This window comes from Dokdonia sp. Hel_I_63, assembly GCF_007827285.1.
Taxonomy (GTDB): domain Bacteria; phylum Bacteroidota; class Bacteroidia; order Flavobacteriales; family Flavobacteriaceae; genus Dokdonia.
In genome coordinates this window covers 3,125,604-3,143,477 of sequence record NZ_VISD01000001.1, presented here as the reverse complement: position 1 = coordinate 3,143,477, position 17,874 = coordinate 3,125,604, and the positions used below count along the sequence as shown (strand labels likewise).

Here is a 17,874-nt window from a genome sequence, read left to right as displayed (position 1 = left end):
TTCGATGCGTATTTTAAGATGTTTTTTATGCTTTCGCGAAAGTGGAATAATGATCTTTAGATATCTATAAAGCTTTAATTTTTCATCTCAGATGGCGCGTTGATCTCTGCCTCTGGCGGAATGCGTTTTGCAAGAAATAAAACCTGACCTAAGTGACTTGACTGGTGTTCCATTACGTGAAACCAGGCGTAGTAATTATTCATCCCATAGCTAGGTACTTCTTCGAGAAGCCACTCGTCACTTGCAGACTTAAAAAGAGCTTTAGTGCGCTCTCGAACTTTTGTAAACTCCTCTAGATAATAGCTCACGGGCTTTCCTTTAAATTCCTCTTGAGCCTTTTTGCCTAAGTCTAAGGCTAGTCCCCACTTTTTAGCTTCTTCTTCATTAAAGCCTCTGTTTTCAAATGTTCTTACTTGGTAAAATGCCTCTGCTGCTGCTAGGTGCATTACGAGTGCACCTATGCGATTTGCATTCTCATCGTGTAGATGGTCTATCTCGTGCTGAGACATTCCTTTTACTCTATACTCAACTCGCTCTTTCAAATCATCTAGCATTGAGATTAAAACACCTAGCTGGGGAGCATAACCATCTTCAGACTTAATTTCGGCTGGGCCAAAGTCCATAGTTTCTGTACCTTCTCCTGTTATCATCAGGGAGTGTGCTCCGGAAAAAGCATCGCTAGATGATTCTAGTGTGTACTCTAGTACAGAACTGCTGTTTGTGCCGCCTATACCTTCTGCCCAAGAATCTATTTTCTCTCCTTTTGCTGTTTTTTCAAAGTCGGCATTTCCTAGTGGAAAATCTGTCATTATGCCGTTACTGTCTTCTATTTGTAAAGAGAAGTTGTCAAAATAGAATGTTCCATCAGATAGCATCAAACCACCTATAAGTAATCGTTCTGCATTTTTACCTATGGTCCCTTCTATGGTATATTCTTTCCACTCTGGAACTCTGATAGGTCTATCACCCATATTATCAAAAAAGCCGTTCTCATTATTCTTCATATCTACTCTGGCCCATAGTCCTGCCCAAGCTGTGGAGTCTGCAATTTCTGCCTTTACAGCTGCTTTAAGAATAAATTTGCGCTCCTTGTCCATACTCATATCTATAGATTGAGAAAAGGCCGTCCAGCTGTTTGATACTTGAGATTGCTGAGCTTTTGCAATAAATGCGCAGCAGAGTAATACGATAAGAGTTGGAATAAATTTCATTGAATTGACTTGTTTGAGTTCTTACTGGCTTTATTAGTAGCAAGATAGGGGTTTTGTTACAAAATGATATGTTTGAAAAATCAATGATTAATCAGTACATCTTTGTAAATCATAGGATATTTGGATTTTGCAGAAGCATCATCTCTTAGTTGAGGATGATTATTGTAATCAGTTCTCAACTTATAGATAGCTTTTTTGTAACCTATCATAAATTCTAAATATTCTTCTACTGAAATATCTTGGTTAATGTAAAATACAAACGCAGTATTACTTTGTGTGCCTTCATAGATATATGAGAATATCGAATCTTCGATGGATGTCTTAGTGTTTTTAAATGAAGCAATATTTAAAGTGTCTACGTTTTTATCTAGTATAAATTCTTCAAAAAATCGGGGTGGTGGTGGAGGGGGAGGATAGTCCTTTGAGTTAGACCATTTGTTATAAAGTTCTTTAGATAATACAATATGACGTTTGTAATAAGTTTCTAATAGTGTCTCAGAGTTTGTAATTGTAATTAATATATTATTTGCATTGATAAATAGAAGTTTGTCAAATAATGTGTCTAGTTTATTCCATTTGATAGTTTTATCAATATAGAAAACAGCATCATATCTATAATGAGATTGTTTAGACTCTAGGATAGACATCTGGACGTCGTGATAAGTCAAGAAACGATCCCATCCAAAAAAATTGATACTATCATTCTTCTCTGTGACTTTAAATCTAATTTGATTCTGATGTGAATCCATAAATATGTCTTCACTATACTCGATCTCAAGTTTAAATTCTGGAATATTTGCAAATGATCCAGTTATAGCTTGGAGATTGCCTTGCTTATCATAAGCATTTATGTTACTCAAAGCGATGATAAATTCTAGTAGACTCACTATAGCAAAGTGAATACTCATTTTTGCGATTGTATACCCTTTTAAAAATCTCCTTAGACTTTTTACTTGGTCAAAGAATAAAACTATGGGTAATAATGCCATTGCATAAGCAAACTCCTTAAATATTATGGAACTGTGGGATATTATGATGCTTCCTATTGTGAGGACTAAAATCTTAAAAATCCAGAATATTGCAGTTGGGGTAAGAGCACTTTGGTCATTTATAATTCTCCTTCCAGCTTTTCTTTTTTGACTATTTCTGTCAGTTCCAGAAAAAATAAAAGCTATGCTAATTGTGTTTCCTAGCGCGACAGAAATTGAAGAAAAGAATAGCGCAATATAATTCCGTGTATCTGTATCTAGAGTATTATCTGCGTTATATACAAATGCTAAGTGTACACCTCTCAGTAGTATAAAAAGATACTGCAAGAAGTAATAGAAGATAACAGCGGTTAAAATCCCTAAAACAATACCTAATAAGAATTTTCTTTTTGAGAATTCTTGTAGCGTTATTTTATGAAGAAATTTCTTTGAACCCAAATGTGTGTTGCTAGATTGTGTTCTAAGTTGGTAGTGATAAGCTTGTAATTGTTACACCAACCCCTTAACCTCATCAAAATCTAACCCACCATAATTGCCGCTACTCATAAGTAATACCGCTTTGTTTTTTAGCCCTTGGTCAAAGAGAAACTTTTTAAAGTCGGCTGGATCTGTGTAGATGATGAGATCATCGCGTTCAAAGGCAGTTGCTATTTGTTGCGCTGTGACAGATTCTAGTTTTTTGATTTCGACAGCGTGTGGAGAGTAGAATACCACAGCAATATCTGCGCTGTCCAAAGCACCTTTGTATTCGCTCAAAAATTCTGGATTAAGACTGCTGTAAGTGTGTAATTCTAGACACGCTATAAGCGTGCGGTCTGGATACTGCTCTTTTACAGCCGTAGTTGTAGCACTTACTTTTGATGGGCTATGTGCAAAATCTTTGTAGATGACAGTGTCATTAGTTTCTGCTATTTTTTCTAGGCGTTTGCTAGCTCCTGAGAATGTAGCGATGGCTTCATAAAAGTCTTCTTCTACCACACCCATGTGCTGGCAAATCCACTTGGCTCCTGCAAGGTTATTGAGGTTGTGTTTACCAAAAACTTCAATAGGCATCGGTCCATCTGGAGTTTCTAGTAAAGTCTCTCCATCTTCAATGCTGTATGTTGGAGTTTCGTATGGATATTTTTTAATGTGTGCAGTGGCATTTTCTACCACTTTCACGACATTTTCATCTTCTGTGTTGTAAATCATTGCACCACCATTGGTCATAGAATTTACAAAAATCTGAAACTGCTCCACATAGTTATCAAACGTAGGGAATACGTTAATATGATCCCATGCAATACCGCTTAGTAGCGCAATGTTGGGCTTATATAGATGAAATTTAGGTCTGCGGTCTATTGGGCTACTTAAGTATTCATCACCTTCTAGTACCATAAAATCTGCATCATCTGTCATGCGCACCATGGTATCAAAGCCTTCTAGTTGCGCGCCTACCATATAGTCTACTTCTTTATCCCAATAATGCATGACATGCAAGATCATAGAAGTAATAGTAGTTTTACCATGAGAACCCCCTATAACGACACGAGTTTTGTTTTTGGCACGTTCATATAAGTACTCGGGATATGAATATATGTTTAGTCCTAGCTCTTGTGCTTTTAAAAGCTCAGGGTTATCTTCCTTTGCATGCATTCCTAATATGACAGCGTCAAGATCTGCTGTTATTTTTTCTGGAAACCATCCAAATGCTTCAGGTAGCAATCCATACTTTTCAAGTCGGGATTTCGACGGGTCAAAGATAGTGTCATCACTACCTGTAACCGTTTCTCCTTTATGATGTAATGCGAGTGCTAGATTGTGCATTGCTGCACCACCTATAGCGATAAAATGGATATTCATATTAACGTTGTCTTTAAAGTAAAAATAAGATTATACTATCAAACTACCATAAGAGAAGTCAGGTAATTAGTCATGGGTGTTTTGAGTTTTTTACGCTTTCGCGAAAACGTACTTCAACGCTTCATAACCATTGCCACGACTGTAATTAAGGTGCTTTTTTTAATAGCAAGTCTCTATAATTATTTAAAAAATTGACAATCAGTAGTGTAGTCTGCGAGGTGACATAACGGCATTCTCCCTAAAAGGCACTATTTTTGTCTTACCGACACCATACCAGAAAACCGCCAAAGTAATTATGAGCTTCTTCAAAAAAATATTTAGCAAAGAAAAAAAAGAAACCCTTGATAAAGGGTTAGAGAAAACAAAGACGAGCTTCTTTGATAAGATGAGTAAGGCAGTTGCTGGAAAATCTAAGGTAGATGATGATGTTCTAGATAATCTTGAAGAAGTACTTGTAGCGAGTGATGTGGGTGTAAAAACTACGCTTAAAGTAATTACTCGTATCGAGGAGCGTGTGTCACGTGATAAGTATGTAGGTACAGATGAGCTTAACCAGATTTTACGTGAAGAAATCGCTGGCTTACTAAGCGAGACTAACGTAGGAAACGCAACAGAATTTGAAATCCCTAAAGGTACCAAGCCACACGTAATTATGGTGGTAGGTGTAAATGGAGTAGGAAAAACTACAACGATAGGTAAACTTGCATACCAATTTAAAAAGCAAGGACTTAAAGTAGTCTTAGGAGCTGCAGATACGTTTAGGGCAGCTGCTATAGATCAATTACAAGTGTGGGCAGATAGAGTAGATGTTCCTATTGTAAAACAACAGATGGGTAGTGATCCAGCCTCTGTAGCGTTTGACGCACTAGAGAGTGGTGTAAATCAAAACGCAGATGTGATCATTATTGATACTGCAGGGAGATTACATAATAAGGTAAATTTAATGAACGAGCTTACTAAGGTAAAGCGCGTGATGCAAAAAGTAGTAGGAGATGCTCCTCACGATGTACTTCTTGTACTTGACGGATCTACGGGTCAAAACGCCTTTGAACAAGCAAAACAATTTACAGCAGCTACAGAGGTGACTTCGCTTGCTGTGACAAAACTTGATGGAACTGCCAAAGGTGGTGTAGTGATAGGAATTTCTGATCAGTTTCAAATCCCTGTAAAATACATCGGGGTGGGAGAAGGTATCGAAGATTTACAAGTGTTCAACAAAGTTGAGTTTGTAGATAGCTTCTTTAAATAAGTCGTTATTTTTTATGAAACTCGTTCCTAGGTGGCTTCCAGAACTTACGTTGCGGACTTTACGAGTTGTCGTCATTGGTTTGATGTTACTTAACGTGTGGAGCGTTTATACTGCACATGCTGCAGTAAGAAGCGGACTTGTGCCTAAGTATCTAGCTCAGTACTCGGCTTTTCCTCATTATATTTTTATTGTTTTTTATAGTCTCATCATATTCTATATATGGAGAATCCTCAAGGGAGCGATTGATTCGCAAAACTGGTGGATGCCAGTAATTGCAGTGATTACATTTGAATCTACTAAGTTTTTTATCTATGGTTTTTTGATGTGGGTTAATCCTTTTGGGTGACTCTTTTTGTATTTTTAATGGATTATAAAAATGCACTATGAAATACTTGTATACCCTCGCGCTCGCAACAGCGCTTTTTTCTTGTAAAAACGAAGCTCCTACTACTGCGACAGACACAACTCCGCGATATGTGTGGGAAGCTTATAACGACTCTCTAGACATTGCAAAAACGCAAGAGCTAGAAAATAGCAGAATGCATCTCAAGCTTGTAAATGCTAAGGGACTCGATAAAAATGATATTTGGAAAGATCTTAATGGGGAGATAAATACGCTTTCGCGAAAGCGTATCTCAGAAATTTCTCCGCTTATCTTAGAGCAGGATATTCCAACCATCCAGAAGCACATCAAAAATGGAGATTACTCATACGAAGAACTTACGCTATTTTATTTAAACCGTATTGCTCGTTTTGAAAGTGATAACGACTTGGCGCTTAACGGAGTCATCTCACTCAATAAAGAAGCGGTACAAGAAGCAAGAGCACTGGATAATAAAGATAAATCTACCATAGATGAATATTCTGTGTACGGAATGCCTATACTTTTAAAAGATAATATAGGAGCAGCTGGTATGATTACGACTGCAGGTTCTGTAGCGCTTGCAGATAATAATGCAGGAGATGCATTTATTACAAAGAGGCTAAAGGAAGAAAATGCTATAATATTAGGTAAGGCCAACTTGAGTGAGTGGGCATACTTTTTATGTACAGGTTGTCCTGTAGGTTACAGTGCTGTGGGTGGGCAAACTATTAACCCATACGGTCGTTTGCAATTTGAGTCGGGAGGTTCAAGTTCTGGATCAGGGGTGAGTGTAGCAGCAAATTATGCAGTAGCCGCCATAGGATCAGAAACGAGTGGATCTATATTATCACCTTCTAGCCAAAATAATCTAGTCGGACTTAAGCCTACCATCGGTCTTTTAAGCCGTAGCGGGATTGTGCCTATTTCTAGTCACTTAGACACTCCAGGACCTATGACGAAGAACGTAGTCGATAATGCAATCCTATTACAAGCACTCACTGGTAAAGATGCTGCAGATTCTTATAGTTATGCATCTACGGGTAATTATGTACAAGCTGTTAAAGAAGGGAACCTTGAAGGAAAATATCTTGGTGTGATAAAAGGATACTTGCAAGACAGTACTTATGCGGCTGCCATTGATAAATTAAAGCAAACCAAAGCTACACTCGTTGAGGTGGATATGGAGCGAATTAATATGCCAGGTTTTCTGTCTATCTTAAATATAGATATGAAAAATGATCTGCCTGCTTACTATGATGCTGAGGTAGCCCCATCTGTGAAAAATAGAAATATAGAGAAGCTTATCACATTTAACAACCAAGATAGCTTAACACGTATTCCCTACGGGCAACAGCTTTTTAAAGGTATCGTTGCAGATAGCACAACCGCTGTAGAGCTTAAAGCAATTAAAGAAAACCTTATGGAGATTACTCAAGCATATTTTCAAGACGCATTGAGTAAGCGCCCAGAAGCTGGTGGTCAACTAGACGCCATACTTTCCATAAATAATTATGATGCTGGTTATGCCGCAGCGGCACACTATCCAGCACTTACAATACCTATGGGCTTCACCGCACAAGGAGAGCCTAAGGGAATTACCATTATCACTCCATCTAAGCAGGAAGAAGTAATTTACAATATTGCAGTAGGAGTAGAGAGTACACTTAACGCTAGAACATTACCAGAAGGATATAAGGAGTAAAATAATCTAGATGACTAGAAGCTAGTTAGTTTTAGAAAATATATTCATATTAGAATGAGAAAAAAGTCAGCAGTAAGATGCTGACTTTTCTCGTTTTAGATAGCTTTCTTATTACTATGTTATTTGGCTTATCTTTGCACTCCCTTAAAAGGAATGCTATGCGTACAAAATCATTAAAAAAGAATAAGATAAACGTAGTAACTCTAGGTTGCTCAAAAAACGTTTATGACAGTGAGGTCTTAATGGGCCAGCTCAAAGCAAATGAGATGGATGTTGCTCACGAGGAAGAAGGTAACATCGTTGTGATCAACACTTGTGGTTTTATAGACAATGCAAAAGAGGAGTCTGTAAACACTATTCTTGAGTATGTAAAGCAAAAGGAAGAAGGAGAAGTTGATAAGGTGTTTGTAACGGGATGTTTATCTGAGCGTTATAAGCCGGATCTTCAAAAGGAAATTCCAGATGTAGATCAGTATTTTGGAACAACAGAATTACCTGGACTACTTAAAGCACTTGGGGCAGATTATAAACATGAACTTATAGGGGAGCGTATCACAACTACTCCAAAAAACTATGCATACTTAAAAATAGCCGAGGGCTGTGACCGTCCTTGTTCTTTCTGTGCGATCCCTTTAATGAGAGGAAAGCATAAATCAAAATCAATAGAGCACTTAGTTATTGAAGCAAAAAAACTTGCTGCAAATGGAGTAACGGAGTTGATTCTTATTGCGCAAGATCTTACGTATTACGGTCTTGATTTATACAAAAAACGAAACCTTGCAGAGCTTCTTGAAAACCTTGTTCAAGTAGAAGGAATCGAGTGGATTCGTTTGCATTATGCATTTCCTTCTGGATTCCCAGTTGATGTGCTTGACGTGATGAACCGCGAGCCTAAGGTGTGTAATTATATCGATATACCACTGCAGCATATTGCAGATCATATTTTGAAGTCTATGCGTCGTGGTACTACGATGGAGAAGACGAATGCGTTGTTAGACCGCTTTCGCGAAAGCGTACCAGGAATGACCATAAGAACTACGCTTATTGTTGGGTACCCTGGAGAAACAGAAGAAGATTTCCAACTCATGAAGCAATGGGTAAAAGATCAACGTTTTGAGCGTTTAGGATGTTTTACATATTCTCATGAGGAAAATACACACGCGTTTAACTTAGAAGACGATGTACCTGAAGAAGTGAAAATGGATCGTGCCAATCAGATTATGGAGATCCAATCTCAAATCTCTTGGGAGCTTAACCAGCAAAAGATAGGGAAGGAGTTTAAAATTGTTGTAGATCGTAAAGAAGGAAACTACTTTATAGGTCGTACAGAATTTGATTCTCCAGATGTGGATAACGAAGTACTTGTAGACGCAACAAAGTTCTACTTAAAAACAGGAGACTACGCAATGGTAACTATCACAGAGGCCGAAGATTTTGACCTTTATGCAGAACCACTTGTAGCTTTAGAGCGACCACAAGCACTACACGCAAAACGTGCTACTAAAAAATAAGAAGCAGTAAGATGAATTATATAAAGCCTTTCGGAACAAATGTTTTGAAAGGTTTTTTTGTGTGTAAGAGTTTCTACGCAACGCTTACATTTGTAGCATTTATAAACACATTCCCTATGCGTATTACTGGTTTAGTTCTTTTTGCTTTAATTCTCTTTAGCTCATGTAAAGAGTCTAATCAATCTGAGGTTACACCAGTGGCCGAGCAGCCAGCAGTACAAACGGCTACTACCAATGCATCAATCAATGCGATAAAACTACCCTCTATAGGGAAATCTCATTTACCTAGACTTAAGTCGAGTGGCGGTAAATTACACATGACTTGGGTAGAGCAAGAAGACGAGATGGCTATTTTAAAGTATGCTAGTTACGATAGCGCTACTTGGAGCCAACCTAGAACCATTACATCTGGAGATAATTGGTTTGTAAATTGGGCAGACTTTCCGGCCCTAGGAATAAATGGGGATTATGTGCTCACTAATATTTTAGAAAAGTCCGCAGAGGGAACTTATGATTATAATGTCAAATTACAATTGGCAAAAGTTGATGAGGTTATTAAAGATGATTTCTTGCTCAATACAGATGGCGTAGATGCAGAGCACGGTTTTGTGTCTATACAAGCGTATGATGGAGGTTTTTATGCTACTTGGCTAGATGGTAGAAATACTAAAAACGAAGACAAGAGTAAAAACCAAATGAGCCTACGCAATGCTTACATAGATCTCGCGGGAAAAATAACTCAAGATGTAGAGATAGATAATCGAGTTTGTGACTGCTGTAATACTGCAACAGCTATTACAAATAATGGACCTGTAGCTGTTTATAGGGATCGCTCAGACACCACGCCAGAGATACGTGATATGGCTATTGTGCGCTGGGTAAATGGAGCGTGGACAAAACCTATGGTTATAGGTAATGATAATTGGGAACTTAACGGTTGCCCCGTAAACGGACCTGCAATAGCAACTAAAGAAGAGAACGTGGTGGTGAGTTGGTTTACCGCGGAGGGTGATGCTCCTAGAGTGCTCACAGCTTTTTCAAATGATAATGGAGCTTCTTTTGGAAGTGCAATCCGTATGGATAATGGAAACGCCATAGGTAGAGTAGATGCCGATTTTATGAGTGATGGCAGCGCCCTTATCTCGTGGTTAGAGCCAATGGGTGAAAACGTTGTACTACAAGTAGCACGAGTATATGTAGATGGCACACACGATGCCCCGGTGACAATAACCAATACCTCTGCCGAACGACAAAGCGGCTTTCCACAACTAGAGGTTGTAGGCGATTCGACTTTTGTGGCCTGGACAGATCTTAAAGGTGGCAACAGCGAGGTGAAGATGGTACGCTTTGAGATGGAATAGCCTAGTATTCCCAATAACGTAACTTACCCACAACAGTGTACCTCTTTCAAGAGGGAATCAAGGAGATGTCCGCAGGAGTGAGTAAACTAAAAATTTCTTACTCCAATTTCCATCTTTCAGGGTCGGGGGAAAGGAATTGGCTAGGTGATTTTTTCAAGGAATTGCCAGTCGAAAAGTTTTCCCCCGTCCCTAAAGATTAACTTTTCTTAGAATATTCCATTCCAATTCCCACCCTTCAGGGTCGGGGAACGGAATTGGCTGACTGACTCAGGGCTATGAACAAATTGCCAGTCAAAAAGTTTTCCCCGTCCCTAAAGGGTGACTTTTCTTAGAAAATTAGGCATCATAATAACGTAACCTAACCACAACAGTGTCCATCTTCCAAGAGGGAGTCAGGGAGATGTTCGCAAGAGTGAGTAAACTAGAATTTTCTAATTCCAATTCCCACCCTTCAGGGTCGGGGAAAGGAATTGGCCGACTGATTCGAGCTAGGGTAAAATAAATTGGCAGAATGACTGAGGGCCGGGGAAAGAAATTAGAACAAAAAAAATGCCCTGTAGAACAGGGCATTTTTTTTGTTTTAGTAAGCGTTGTAATTACAACCTATACTTTCCATTATTAGTCAAGAAAATAGCATTGGCAAAAAATAACTTTCCGTTGTGCCAGAAAGCTCTAAAAAGAGGGTCGTCTACCATGTAGATAACGCTACCGCGTCCCATGCGTTCTTCTCCAAAAATAAGAGATTTGCTAAGTTTTGCTTTGGCATTATCACCCGCAAATCCTGCAACATTAGTTACTTCTTCTGGAATGTAAGACACGTTGAAACCTTTGTCCAGATATGAATAAGAGTTGCTTCCTAGTTTTAAAGAGTAGTAGGTGTCATCGTACCCAAAAGCCATAGGATGTGTAGGGTCTACTTTGGTTTTAAAGATAGAACCTGTTATAAAGTTGGTGGTACTTGCGTTCTCGCGCTCAGCATATGGAATGAGATTATCATCGCTCGAAGTATCGTCGTCGTCACTTGAATTGCTGTTGCGTTTTAAGTTAAAACCAGATTTTCCAGCAAAACTTCCTACGGCATTCGCTATCGCGATTACTTTTCCGCCACCGCGCACAAAATCTTTTACTTTATCTAGTGTACTATCATTAAGCACACTTCCATACCAGCCGCTAGGCATTACAAGTACATCAAATTCTTCTAGGTCAATGCGACCTAAATTACCAGTATCAATCGAGGTAGCAGGATATCCTAGTGTTTGCTCAAAGAAATACCAAGTGGCTCCATAACTTAATGATGAGGTTCCCTCTCCTTTCAATAATGCAATTTTCGGCGGATTGATAAGTTTCATAGATGATGATCCAAAGTCAGGACCAGAGGTCGAAAATGAAGTATTCGTTGCGTTAAGGATTCTGTTATGCTTTCGCGAAAGCGTATTTACAACCTCATTAAAATCTGTACGTCCTTTGTTATCACTTTTTGTAATTACTAGCGATCCTCGTTCATAAGAGATTCCATTATTTGCAAAAGGCTTTTCTGTAAAACGTACTTTAATTCCTTCTTTTAATAGCGCAGCAAGTAGCTTTGCATCTTCAAGGCTATTCCACTTTGCGATATAACCTGCAGCGTTTGCATTCAGGTTTGAGTTGTTTGTGGTAAAAGGATTTGCCGTATTTGCAGTAACGAGTGACGTGCTTGCTACAGCTTTGAGGCCATAAGCATGCGGTAAACTCCAGGCAGTAATGTCATAAGTAAGTGGTGTGCTCAGTTTTGCATCTGGCTCAAGAAGCGCTTTTACCATTTTACCTTTTGGCTGATTAGTACTCACCACCATTGCCATGTCATAACTCATGCTTCCTTGACCGTTTGAGGTATAAGAAAATCCTGAGGCTTTCCCGTTTGATGAGAAGCCATATTTGATCTCGTGCCTGTCTAGCAGTGTCGCAAGTTCTTTAAGATTGTCTAGATTTCCAGAAAGTACGTAGCTTTTATATTTAAGGCCGCTTGTATTAAAGTAGTCTTTAAATTGGGTGTTAAGCTTACCAGCATTTGCAGAGGATATTTCTATAGTAGAAAGTCCTGTGGTTTTGTGATGTGCTACACGATCTACAAGGGTAAGTTCAAAACCTTGATCTGTATCTATTCCTAATCCTGCACGACCGTGACCGGCTTGCTCGTAGGTCATCCCAATTGCACCCATAAACATAGGGTACGTATCTCCGTACGATGGATAGAGTAAGTCAAAACTCTCTCCGGTAAAAAATAGCCAACCTTCTTTATCAAAATAGCGAGCATGGTTTTTTCCTATTTCTACTTGGAATTCTTGTTGCCAGTCTGTGATGATCTCATTAAAAGGCTCTGCTGCTGGAGCAAAGTAATAAGGGCTATTAATACCTTGCTCGTGGAAATCTACATGCACGTGTGGCATCCACTTATTATATACTTTTAATCGTTGCTGTGATTCTACTTGAGAAGCCCAAGCCCAATCGCGGTTTAGGTCAAAAAGGTAGTGATTAGGTCTTCCTCCCGGCCATGGCTCATCGTGTTCTGCAGCTACTTGAGCTGGATCGTAAGGTGTAGATGCCACTTGGTTAAACCAGTTTGCATAGCGGTCACGTCCATCTGGATTTACACAAGGATCTATAATAACCACAGTGTTTTCCAGCCAATCTTTTTTTGTAGTCACAAGCTCATACAATGTAGCCATAGATGCCTCTGTTGAGGAAGCTTCATTACCATGGACATTATAAGAAAGCCATACAATCGCCTTATCTGCCGCACCAGAATTACCAGAGGCAATACCTGTTTGCTCAAGATTTGCTTTACGTATGTTTTCTAGATTGTTGTGATTTGCTGCTGTTGTGATAACTGCATACGTAAGCGGTCTGCGCTCATTTGTTTTACCATATGTTTGGTAGGTTACTAGGTCACTATTTTCTGCAACATGCTCAAAGTAGCGCACTACGTCTGCGTGGCGTGAGAACTGTGTTCCTATCTCGTACCCCAGAAATTCTGATGGAGATTGTACTTGTGCAGTCAGTAATGTTGTGAGAAATAAGGCGACAAAAAGGCTGTAGATTCTGAGCATTTGGTTGGTTTTAGCAAAAGCTAAAGCTATAAAAAGAGCTCGCCGCAAATCAGCGTTTTAACGTTTTTTTGGGAAAACTCGCTATTTAACGGATTTATCTTTACTATCTAAACCATAATTTATGCCAACCGACTGTCTGCCGTACCGTGAAACTGGGTATTTTTCTAATCTAATCACTAACTATCTAGATCAAGAAGAAGCACTTAAGCCCTTTTATCACAGATTTCCTACCGCAGATAATCTTATTAAACAGGCAGAAGAGAAGGGTCAATTTTTTAGTCCGCTTTCGCGAAAGCGTTTATATGATTCCCTCATCGCGCAATATAAAAGTACAAACACCTCTGCCGAGACGCAGCTCAATCTAGAGCATCTTGCCAGTGAAAATACGTTTACCATTACCACAGGGCACCAGCTCAATTTATTTACGGGGCCGCTCTATTTTTTATATAAAATTATCTCTGTGATTAACCTCTGCAAGGAGCTTAAAGAGAAAGATCCAGACCGCAATTATGTGCCTATTTACTGGATGGCGACAGAGGATCACGATTTTGACGAGATTAACTACTTCAATTTTCAAGGTAAAAAAGTACAGTGGAATCGTGAGGACGGTGGCGCCGTAGGCGAACTATCAACCGATGGGCTGCCTGAGGTACTAGCATTATTTAAAACACAGCTCGGGACTTCTAGAAATGCGGAGTACCTCTCAAAACTTTTTAGTGATGCCTACCTCAATCACGATAATCTGGCAGATGCAACGCGCTATCTAGGTAACGAGCTTTTTGGTGAGTACGGCCTTGTCATTGTAGATGGTAACGACGCGGGACTTAAAGAATTATTTGCTCCTTATGTACAACGAGAATTGCTAGAGGGCGTGTCGCACGCAAAGGTGACACAGCAAACCGAGCAGCTCACTGCGCTAGGCTACCCAGAGCAAGTGCACCCTCGTGAGATTAACTTGTTTTACATTACAAAAGGCATCCGTGAGCGCATTATCAAGGTGGATGATATGTATGTGGTAAATGATACAGATATCCGCTTTCGCGAAAATGAGATACTCAACGAGCTTGCTAATCATCCAGAACGGTTCTCGCCTAACGCCTTGCTGAGACCACTTTTTCAAGAAGTGATTTTGCCGAATCTTTGTTACATAGGTGGAGGCGGAGAGCTGGCGTACTGGTTCCAGCTTAAAACATATTTTGAAGAAGTAGGAGTTCCATTTCCAGCATTACTACTTCGTAACTCAGTATTAATACGTACAGAAAAACAACGTACAAAGGCAGAAAATCTAGGCGTGTCGTTGCCAAATTTATTTTTGAAACAAAATGAACTCATTAACCGAAAAGTGCGTGCCATCTCAAATATAGAGATAGACTTCTCTGCACAACGCAGCTTCTTAAAAGAGCAGTTTAAAGCAATGCACTTACTAGCCGAAGAGACAGACGCTAGTTTTATAGGAGCCGTAAAAGCTCAAGAAGTAAAACAACTCAAAGGCTTAGAAAACTTAGAGAGTAGATTGCTACGTGCACAAAAGCGAAAGTTAAGTGATCACGTACAACGTCTAGTAGATTTACAAAACGAAGTTTTCCCAATGCAAAGCCTACAAGAAAGAAATACCAACTTCTCACAGTTTTATCTAGAATTTGGCGAGCAACTCATCCCTGAGTTAGTAAATGCTCTTGAGCCGCTAGGTGGCGAGTTTACGGTGGTTACTTTGTAGGAGAATTGTTAGCTTTTATAGTCTATCTTATCTCATTTTCAATAGTTTCTATTAATGACTCTACGAAGTCATCAATTAGTTTAAAATTAAACTCTATTGAATATGTATAGTTCTTGACTTCATATGAATATCTCCAATTAACAAAGGAGTCATTATGAAGTCTGAGTAATTCTTTGATATTCAAATTTGTGATGTCATTTTTATCTTCTCTGTCACTATTGTTGTTAAGACTAGTATTGTAAGTGAATTTTACAGCTTTTAGTTTTTCTTTTGAATTAGTTTTCAGTTTTTTAGAATTAAAATTCCTTTCAATTTTCTTCTGAGTTTCCAATGGTAGATAATCAAAAAGTTCCTCAAGTTTATGACCGCTTTTAGAGGGTTTTGAAGGTGATATATTATGAAGAAGTTTCAAAAGTAGTTCTGCGGCAAAAGTATAGCAAGTTGCAGAAACAGGTGAGAGTTCAAAGCCCTCGAGTCCGCTGTTAAAGTTGATTCTTTCAGCAGATATTCTAGCTTGTTTAAAAAAACCTAGAGCAGAATAATATTGGAGTTGCTCATTATTTTTAGTTGTTCTTTTTACCATTTATGAACTTTGTGATTGTTGGATTTCCATTATCATTTAAGCAAAACTCTTCACCATCTTTCTTTCCGTCTGTATAAGGACATTTATATACTAAAGTAGTATCCTTATGTCTTGTGACTAAAGTCTTTTTAAAATTAGTGTCGTAATAAGTCCTTTCAGTGAATTTACCATCCTCTTTAGTTGTATAGCGAATTCTTTCCTTTGGTGTTAGTGGATATTTCTTATAGTAGAAAACATTTTCAGCAAGTCTTCTATGACTTTTATTATAAAATAATTTCCATTCTAGAAGAACACCATTCTTATATATCTCTTCTGCAACAATATGACCATTTCCGTTTTTTCTAAGTTTTTGTGCAACACCAGTAAATAGCTCATCATTATAGCCTTGATATGTAAGATTTTTATCAAAATATATCTCTTTGACAGATAAAGTGTCTTGAGAGAATACATTTTGATAACCTACAATAAGTAGAAAAAGAATTATTAAACGTAACTTCATATCTATAAATTCAACTGCCTTATCCCTTCATAAGCTACAATTCCTACGGCATTTGCGAGATTTAGGCTTCTGATGTGTTCGCTAAATAATGGGATTTTATATAGTTGGTCGGGGTGTTTTTCGGTGATTTCTTTTGGGAGTCCTTTAGATTCTTTTCCAAAGACGAGAAATAGGTCTTCTTCAAAAGGAATGTCATAATGTGACTTTGTGCCGTGACTTGAGAGAAAGGCCATTTTCGCGAAAGCGTTCTTATTAAAAAAGTCTTCTGTATTATCATAATACTGTACGTCTAGATGCTGCCAGTAGTCAAGACCTGCGCGTTTAAGGCGGGTGTCGTCTATCTCAAAACCAAAGGGTTTTACAAGGTGCAGTTTGCAGCCAGAACCGAGGGCAAGCCTACCTATGTTACCTGTGTTGTTTGGGATTTCTGGATGTATGAGTACAATATTGAGCATAATGGCTTGCTTGATGGGATGTATGGTGTATAAATGGTGTGTGAGATACTAATGTTATCACAAAAACTAAAGCTTGTCACGGGCTATAACTCCCGTTTACAGTATCTTTACCCAAAAATAGCATTTTGAGAGTAAACTACTTCCCCCAAAAATTGATATGTCTTATTGCCATCGTACTTTTTACGGTAGGTAATACACAGACGGCACAGGCACAGGATTTTGAAAAAATTAAAGAGTTTTTTACGTTTCACCCTAACCACAAGGCGGTTGCAAAAGATAGTACTTTATATGCATCTAAGTTTATAGCAGCACCAGTAATGAGTTACAGTCCGGAGACAAATTTTGCCTTTGGGACGGGTGCAAAATACTTATTTAAATTTAACGGTAGTGGGGAGGAGACGCGTGTGTCTAATATGCCTATCACGCTGCAGTACACACTTAATAGTCAGTTTTTTGTTTATTCTGGATTTGAGATTTTTACTAACCAAGAGAAGTGGGTGATAGAGGGTAATATCCTTTTTCAAAATTACCCAAGACTGTTTTATGGTTTTGGCACAAACTCACCAGAAAGTGCAGAGGAGGAGTATAATTATTACCAGTTACTAGTGGAGCCTATCTTTTTAAAGCAGGCTTTTACACGTTACCTTTTTGTAGGTGCTGGTGTGCGATTTAATCACATTTACTCTGTTGATATAGAAGAGGGCGGACTTATAGATCAAACCAGACCTACGGGTTATGATGGCTCTACGTCGCTAGGTGTTGAGGTTGCTGCACTGTATGATAACAGAAATAATGTACTAAATGCTCAAAATGGATGGTACCTAGAGACGACGAGAGGTCAATATTTTGAGGCGCTTGGAGGTACACATAACTTTGATTTGACACGTTTTGATTTAAGACATTATACAAAGCCATTTGCAGATAAGGATGATATTCTTGCATTCCAGATAGTGGGAAGATTTACTCGTGGTGACTTACCGTTTTCTGAGTTTTCTTTTCTTGGAGGTAGTGAGATTATGCGTGGTTATAGAGAAGGCCGTTATGTAGGTAGAGATTTACTGGCAAGCCAGGTAGAGTATAGAAAGACGTTCAAGAACTCTCGTTTTGGCGCTGTATTATTTGCCGGTGGAGGTGATATCTATAATGATGTGAGCGATTTTCAGTTTAAGAACTTAAAACCTACCTATGGAGGTGGTCTTCGTTTTATGATAGATAAGGAAGAGCGTCTCAATCTTCGTTTTGATGTAGGTTTTGGTAGAGGTTCTAGTGAGTTTTACTTGGGGATTGCAGAGGCATTTTAATAGC

At 38.7% G+C, this 17,874-nt stretch carries 14 protein-coding genes; 7 read left to right on the top strand and 7 right to left on the bottom strand.

The annotated features are described in order from the left end of the window. Positions 1-74: 74 nt before the first annotated feature. The 3 genes from JM84_RS13815 to murC form a co-directional block, all read right to left on the bottom strand. The gene (locus JM84_RS13815; protein WP_013751418.1) at positions 75-1,211 is read right to left on the bottom strand and encodes a DinB family protein; all 1,137 of its coding nucleotides are present in this window, start codon (positions 1,209-1,211) and stop codon (positions 75-77) included. Positions 1,212-1,291: 80 nt separating this feature from the next. Further along, on the bottom strand, positions 1,292-2,638 hold the full coding sequence (locus tag JM84_RS13810) for a hypothetical protein (RefSeq protein WP_013751419.1): 1,347 nt from the start codon (positions 2,636-2,638) through the stop codon (positions 1,292-1,294). A 51-nt stretch (positions 2,639-2,689) separates the two neighbouring features. Further along, positions 2,690-4,042 (bottom strand): UDP-N-acetylmuramate--L-alanine ligase, encoded by a 1,353-nt coding sequence (murC, locus tag JM84_RS13805; RefSeq protein ID WP_013751420.1) that lies wholly within the window; start codon positions 4,040-4,042, stop codon positions 2,690-2,692. A gap of 295 nt (positions 4,043-4,337) precedes the next feature. Here murC and ftsY point away from each other — a divergent pair, with 295 nt between their 5' ends. The 5 genes from ftsY to JM84_RS13780 all read left to right on the top strand — a co-directional run bounded on the left by ftsY (position 4,338) and on the right by JM84_RS13780 (position 10,229). Beyond that, positions 4,338-5,291, top strand: coding sequence for a signal recognition particle-docking protein FtsY (gene ftsY, locus JM84_RS13800; RefSeq protein WP_144784844.1), 954 nt, complete (start codon positions 4,338-4,340; stop codon positions 5,289-5,291). Between the two features lie 13 nt (positions 5,292-5,304). After that, positions 5,305-5,637, top strand: a complete 333-nt coding sequence (locus JM84_RS13795; RefSeq protein ID WP_144784842.1) for a hypothetical protein — start codon at positions 5,305-5,307, stop codon at positions 5,635-5,637. A 37-nt stretch (positions 5,638-5,674) separates the two neighbouring features. Beyond that, positions 5,675-7,357, top strand: a complete 1,683-nt coding sequence (locus tag JM84_RS13790) for an amidase family protein (protein WP_144784840.1) — start codon at positions 5,675-5,677, stop codon at positions 7,355-7,357. 158 nt (positions 7,358-7,515) lie between these two features. Continuing rightward, positions 7,516-8,868 (top strand): 30S ribosomal protein S12 methylthiotransferase RimO, encoded by a 1,353-nt coding sequence (gene rimO / locus JM84_RS13785; RefSeq protein WP_041295882.1) that lies wholly within the window; start codon positions 7,516-7,518, stop codon positions 8,866-8,868. 11 nt (positions 8,869-8,879) lie between these two features. Further along, positions 8,880-10,229, top strand: coding sequence for a hypothetical protein (locus JM84_RS13780; RefSeq protein ID WP_013751425.1), 1,350 nt, complete (start codon positions 8,880-8,882; stop codon positions 10,227-10,229). Between the two features lie 596 nt (positions 10,230-10,825). Here the strand turns inward: JM84_RS13780 and JM84_RS13775 are convergent. Continuing rightward, the gene (locus JM84_RS13775) at positions 10,826-13,315 is read right to left on the bottom strand and encodes a M14 family metallopeptidase (protein ID WP_013751426.1); all 2,490 of its coding nucleotides are present in this window, start codon (positions 13,313-13,315) and stop codon (positions 10,826-10,828) included. 121 nt (positions 13,316-13,436) lie between these two features. Between JM84_RS13775 and bshC the strand changes: the two genes are divergently transcribed. Beyond that, positions 13,437-15,032: a bacillithiol biosynthesis cysteine-adding enzyme BshC gene (bshC, locus tag JM84_RS13770; protein ID WP_013751427.1), complete on the top strand. Its 1,596-nt coding sequence runs from the start codon at positions 13,437-13,439 to the stop codon at positions 15,030-15,032. A gap of 22 nt (positions 15,033-15,054) precedes the next feature. Here the strand turns inward: bshC and JM84_RS13765 are convergent, their stop codons facing one another. From JM84_RS13765 to JM84_RS13755, 3 genes are read right to left on the bottom strand one after another with little or no spacing between them, the layout of a single operon-like run. Then, positions 15,055-15,615 (bottom strand): hypothetical protein, encoded by a 561-nt coding sequence (locus tag JM84_RS13765; protein ID WP_013751428.1) that lies wholly within the window; start codon positions 15,613-15,615, stop codon positions 15,055-15,057. Then, positions 15,596-16,114, bottom strand: coding sequence for a hypothetical protein (locus JM84_RS13760; RefSeq protein WP_144784838.1), 519 nt, complete (start codon positions 16,112-16,114; stop codon positions 15,596-15,598). The genes JM84_RS13765 and JM84_RS13760 overlap by 20 nt, the downstream gene beginning before the upstream one ends. A gap of 2 nt (positions 16,115-16,116) precedes the next feature. After that, on the bottom strand, positions 16,117-16,572 hold the full coding sequence (locus JM84_RS13755; RefSeq protein ID WP_144784836.1) for a tRNA (cytidine(34)-2'-O)-methyltransferase: 456 nt from the start codon (positions 16,570-16,572) through the stop codon (positions 16,117-16,119). A 149-nt stretch (positions 16,573-16,721) separates the two neighbouring features. Between JM84_RS13755 and JM84_RS13750 the strand changes: the two genes are divergently transcribed. Beyond that, positions 16,722-17,870 (top strand): outer membrane protein assembly factor, encoded by a 1,149-nt coding sequence (locus JM84_RS13750; RefSeq protein WP_261375758.1) that lies wholly within the window; start codon positions 16,722-16,724, stop codon positions 17,868-17,870. Positions 17,871-17,874: the final 4 nt, after the last annotated feature.

Bases quoted from the DNA above. Each gene is read 5' to 3' on its own strand.
- JM84_RS13790 (WP_144784840.1), top strand. From the start codon at position 5,675: ATGAAATACTTGTATACCCTCGCGCTCGCAACAGCGCTTTTTTCTTGT.
- JM84_RS13775 (WP_013751426.1), bottom strand. From the start codon at position 13,315: ATGCTCAGAATCTACAGCCTTTTTGTCGCCTTATTTCTCACAACATTA.
- ftsY (WP_144784844.1), top strand. From the start codon at position 4,338: ATGAGCTTCTTCAAAAAAATATTTAGCAAAGAAAAAAAAGAAACCCTT.
- murC (WP_013751420.1), bottom strand. From the start codon at position 4,042: ATGAATATCCATTTTATCGCTATAGGTGGTGCAGCAATGCACAATCTA.
- bshC (WP_013751427.1), top strand. From the start codon at position 13,437: ATGCCAACCGACTGTCTGCCGTACCGTGAAACTGGGTATTTTTCTAAT.
- JM84_RS13760 (WP_144784838.1), bottom strand. From the start codon at position 16,114: ATGAAGTTACGTTTAATAATTCTTTTTCTACTTATTGTAGGTTATCAA.
- JM84_RS13795 (WP_144784842.1), top strand. From the start codon at position 5,305: ATGAAACTCGTTCCTAGGTGGCTTCCAGAACTTACGTTGCGGACTTTA.
- rimO (WP_041295882.1), top strand. From the start codon at position 7,516: ATGCGTACAAAATCATTAAAAAAGAATAAGATAAACGTAGTAACTCTA.
- JM84_RS13780 (WP_013751425.1), top strand. From the start codon at position 8,880: ATGAATTATATAAAGCCTTTCGGAACAAATGTTTTGAAAGGTTTTTTT.
- JM84_RS13765 (WP_013751428.1), bottom strand. From the start codon at position 15,615: ATGGTAAAAAGAACAACTAAAAATAATGAGCAACTCCAATATTATTCT.
- JM84_RS13815 (WP_013751418.1), bottom strand. From the start codon at position 1,211: ATGAAATTTATTCCAACTCTTATCGTATTACTCTGCTGCGCATTTATT.